This is a genomic window from Nioella sp. (assembly GCF_964229645.1).
Classification (GTDB): Bacteria; Pseudomonadota; Alphaproteobacteria; order Rhodobacterales; family Rhodobacteraceae; genus Nioella.
In genome coordinates this window covers 1-3,812 of the sequence record NZ_CAXREX010000202.1, presented here as the reverse complement: position 1 = coordinate 3,812, position 3,812 = coordinate 1, and the positions used below count along the sequence as shown (strand labels likewise).

General features: G+C 64.7%; 7 protein-coding genes. All 7 read left to right on the top strand.

What is annotated here, in order from left to right; genetic code table 11:
- The coding region (locus ACEQXV_RS13670) for a carboxyl transferase domain-containing protein (RefSeq protein ID WP_370269668.1) at positions 1–495 on the top strand (495 nt) is incomplete at its 5' end.
- Positions 496–617: 122 nt separating this feature from the next.
- Positions 618–962 carry a hypothetical protein gene (locus tag ACEQXV_RS13665; protein WP_370251696.1) on the top strand — a complete coding sequence of 115 codons (345 nt, stop codon included), beginning with the start codon at positions 618–620 and terminating at the stop codon, positions 960–962.
- Positions 959–1,345 (top strand): DUF6497 family protein, encoded by a 387-nt coding sequence (locus ACEQXV_RS13660; RefSeq protein ID WP_370269666.1) that lies wholly within the window; start codon positions 959–961, stop codon positions 1,343–1,345. Before ACEQXV_RS13665 ends, ACEQXV_RS13660 begins: the two co-directional genes overlap by 4 nt.
- Positions 1,346–1,547: 202 nt before the next feature.
- Positions 1,548–1,694: a hypothetical protein gene (locus ACEQXV_RS13655; protein WP_370251698.1), complete on the top strand. Its 147-nt coding sequence runs from the start codon at positions 1,548–1,550 to the stop codon at positions 1,692–1,694.
- 75 nt (positions 1,695–1,769) lie between these two features.
- Positions 1,770–2,141, top strand: coding sequence for a hypothetical protein (locus tag ACEQXV_RS13650; RefSeq protein WP_370269665.1), 372 nt, complete (start codon positions 1,770–1,772; stop codon positions 2,139–2,141).
- Positions 2,142–2,394: 253 nt separating this feature from the next.
- Complete coding sequence (locus tag ACEQXV_RS13645; protein ID WP_370269664.1) at positions 2,395–2,604, top strand: hypothetical protein; 210 nt, start codon at positions 2,395–2,397, stop codon at positions 2,602–2,604.
- A gap of 138 nt (positions 2,605–2,742) precedes the next feature.
- Positions 2,743–3,812, top strand: a 1,070-nt coding sequence (locus ACEQXV_RS13640) for an acetyl/propionyl/methylcrotonyl-CoA carboxylase subunit alpha (protein WP_370269663.1), incomplete at its 3' end; no start/stop codon positions are given.

Sequence of the window (3,812 nt, the reverse complement as noted above, 5' to 3'; positions counted from 1 at the left end):
TTCTGCGATGCCTTCGAGATCCCGATCCTGACGCTGGTGGATGTGCCCGGCTTCCTGCCCGGCACCAGCCAGGAATATGGCGGTGTCATCAAGCATGGCGCGAAGCTGCTCTTTGCCTATGGCGAAGCGACGGTGCCGAAGGTGACGGTGATCACCCGCAAGGCCTATGGCGGCGCTTATGACGTGATGGCCTCCAAGCACCTGCGCGGCGACTTCAACTATGCCTGGCCGACGGCGGAAATCGCGGTGATGGGCGCCAAGGGCGCGACCGAGATCATCCACCGCGCCGACCTGGGCGATGCCGAGAAGATCGCGGCGCATACGAAGGATTACGAAGACCGTTTCGCCAACCCCTTCGTGGCGGCCGAACGCGGCTTCATCGACGAGGTGATCCAGCCGCGCAGCACGCGCCGCCGGATCTGCCGCGCCTTCGCCTCGCTGCGGGGCAAGAAACTCCAGAATCCGTGGAAGAAGCACGACAACATTCCCCTTTGAGCTTCTTTCTCGGGTCTTTCCCCCACCCGTCGTCCGGCCGGCGGCTCGGGTGGGGGAACCCCATTCAAGGATTGCAGGATGCGCCTGGTCACGCACAGAACCATTGAGCGGGTGAACGCGCGGTGAGCCGCCGCGGGTGGCATATCCTGCGCGAGGGCCGCACGCTCACGCTGGCGCGGCACCTGCCCGCGCGGTTCGATTTCGGCGTCGAGGCACAGTTCGAAACGATGGGAAAGCTGCGGTTGGCGCAGCAGGTCCGCCAGGACATGTGGCGCGCGTTGAGGGACGTGCGCGGCTTTTCCCCCGTGGTTCATGTTGAGGAGCAGGACCACGGGCTGAGGCTGCGCGCGGGCGGGCGGGTCGAGGGCCCCGCCCCCCGTGCGAGCCTCGAAAACACCGTGGCGGGGCTATTGGCCTGCCCGCGAAACCGCGCCCGCTGGCGCGCCTATGCCGGGGGCGCGGCATGAGGATTGCGGGGACCATGATGGCGATGATGAGCGTCGCCGCCTGCCAGGACGAGGCGCTGGAGCTGCCCTCGGGCATGACGGCCGAGCTGGTCGAAACCCTGGTGGAGCCGCAGCCTGACGGGGAAAGCTGGATGATCCTGCGGGTGGTCGCGCCGGAGCTGGCCGGGCGCCAGGTCGGGGCCGAAACGATGGCCGCCGATACCGACCTCTTGTGCCGCACCTGGGGGCTTGAGGCCGCCGCAGAGGCCGAAGCGCTGCCTGACCAGATCGTCGTTCAGATGATGAGCGAGCGCGTCGAGCGCGGCCAGCCCGCGCGTGGCGTGACCCAGGCCTTCGCCGGATACCGTCTTCGGGACGGCGCCTGCATCTGGGAGGATTTTTGATGTATACACAATATGTTGCGATCCAATCCTGCTGTGGATATCTTGCTGATGCAGCCCTGACACAGGCCACAATTCGGCCATCTTTCGGCTGCGATTTCGCCTCTCTTTCGGGTATGATCAAAAATGGCCGCGTGTGTATGGCCGTTCCCGGGACCCCGGTTGGCGCAGAATCCGACCGGGTCAAAAACGATAGGAGAGCAGGATGTCCAAATTCCTCAAGGCGCTGCTGGCCCTCGGGCTGGTCGCAGGCGTGTCCGCCTGTGCCCCGGCCCCTGAACCGGAAGAGATCATCATCATTGATCCCGAGCCGATCCAGGCTGAACCGGTTTACAGCAACAAATACGACTAAAGCTTTGGTTTCCGGGCAGGTTCTGCCTGCCCGGACCCACGCCGCCACGGCCCTTAACAACAAGGAGGGCCGGCAATGATCAAGCATCGCGGCTTCCCGTCCCGGCTTCCGGGCACCGACTATCACTTCACCATCCGGCGCGAGAACAAGAAGGGGGCGACGCCCCTTGTTGCCCGTGAACGCTATGCCGATCGCCGTCCGGCCGATCGCCGGGCCGACGCGGCCTTCGTCGAGGCGCTGTGGCTGTGCTTTGGCGAAGAGCCCTTCGAGCGGGGCAACCTCGATGCGGGGCGGCTGTCCTGGCTTCTGGGGCGCGAGGTGGTGACGCTGGATGACCCGTTCGACCCGGAGGATTACGAGGCCCTGCTGCAACTGGATGTCGCGCGGGCCCGGGCGTCCTTCCCCGAAGCCTTCGACGGATCGGGTGTGTGGGAGGGGTCGGCATGAACCTGCCTACGCCCCGTCCGATTGCGCGATTTCGCGCCCAAAAATCGCGGCGCGACCGGAACCGCTTCTGCGGCGCGTCCGCCCGTGCAAACGTCCTCGTGCCGGCCTATGTCCCCAGCTTCAACCGGGCCGGTGGTAATGTGACGTGTTACCCTTCCCCTTCAAAACGGCCCGTCGGCATTGACGGCGGGCCGTCTTTTTTTCAAGGTGAATCACGCCACATAATCTCAATAAGGGAAGAGGCACGAGCAACATGCGTAACATCAAACTACTCGCACTCTGTGCGGTCGCCGTCGCAGGCCTGTCGGGCTGCTTCGCGCGCACCGATCTGGACCGGGCGGCCGTCGGCGCCGCTGTCGGCGGCGTGGGCGCCTATGCCGTTGGCGGCAGCGTCGCAACCGGCGTCATCGCAGGGGCCGCTGTCGGCGCGCTCTGCGACGAGGTTCTCACGGTCTGCAACTGACCTGATCCATAGCGGCCCCGCCTCGGCGCGGCCCGCACCCGCTTTGACCGGACCGTACGGGGCTGACCGCCCCGCACGGTCCTTTTTCGTTTCGACGCCAGCCGTGACGGCCCGGGCGTAAGAGGAGGACAAGGGACCATGTTCAACAAGATCCTGATCGCGAACCGGGGCGAGATCGCCTGCCGCGTGATGAAGACCGCCAAGAAGATGGGGATCGCCACGGTCGCCATCTATTCGGACGCGGACAAGAATGCGCTGCATGTGAAGATGGCGGACGAGGCTGTACATATCGGACCTCCGCCGGCGAACCAGTCCTATATCGTCATCGACAAGGTGATGGCGGCGATCAAGGCCACCGGTGCCGAGGCGGTTCACCCCGGCTACGGGTTCCTGTCGGAAAACAGCAAGTTCGCGGAAGCTCTTGATGCAGCCGGCGTGGCCTTTGTTGGCCCACCCGTCGGCGCGATCGAAGCCATGGGTGACAAGATCACCTCGAAGAAGATTGCACAGGACGCACAAGTATCCACAGTGCCCGGTTACATGGGCCTGATCGAGGATGCCGAGGAAGCGGTGAAGATCTCGAATGAGATCGGCTACCCGGTGATGATCAAGGCCAGCGCCGGTGGTGGCGGCAAGGGCATGCGGATCGCCTGGAACGACACCGAGGCGCGCGAGGGCTTCCAGTCCTCCAAGAACGAGGCCGCCAACAGCTTCGGCGACGACCGGATCTTCATCGAGAAATTCGTCACGCAGCCGCGCCATATCGAGATCCAGGTGCTGTGCGACGCGCATGGCAACGGCATCTACCTGGGCGAGCGCGAGTGCTCGATCCAGCGCCGCAACCAGAAGGTGGTGGAAGAGGCGCCCTCTCCCTTCCTCGACGAGGCGACCCGCAAGGCCATGGGCGAACAGGCCGTGGCGCTGGCCAAGGCCGTGGGCTACACCAGTGCAGGCACCGTGGAATTCATCGTCGACGGGCAGAAGAATTTCTACTTCCTCGAAATGAACACCCGTTTGCAGGTGGAACACCCGGTGACGGAACTGATCACCGGTGTGGACCTGGTGGAGCAGATGATCCGTGTCGCAGCGGGCGAGCCGCTGACGATCACCCAGGACGACGTGAAGCTGACCGGTTGGGCGATCGAAAACCGCCTTTACGCGGAAGACCCCTATCGCAACTTCCTGCCCTCGATCGGCCGCCTGACCCG

Excerpts from the sequence above, each read along its gene's own strand:
- ACEQXV_RS13645 (WP_370269664.1), top strand. The coding sequence starts at position 2,395 with ATGCGTAACATCAAACTACTCGCACTCTGTGCGGTCGCCGTCGCAGGC.
- ACEQXV_RS13650 (WP_370269665.1), top strand. The coding sequence starts at position 1,770 with ATGATCAAGCATCGCGGCTTCCCGTCCCGGCTTCCGGGCACCGACTAT.
- ACEQXV_RS13655 (WP_370251698.1), top strand. The coding sequence starts at position 1,548 with ATGTCCAAATTCCTCAAGGCGCTGCTGGCCCTCGGGCTGGTCGCAGGC.
- ACEQXV_RS13660 (WP_370269666.1), top strand. The coding sequence starts at position 959 with ATGAGGATTGCGGGGACCATGATGGCGATGATGAGCGTCGCCGCCTGC.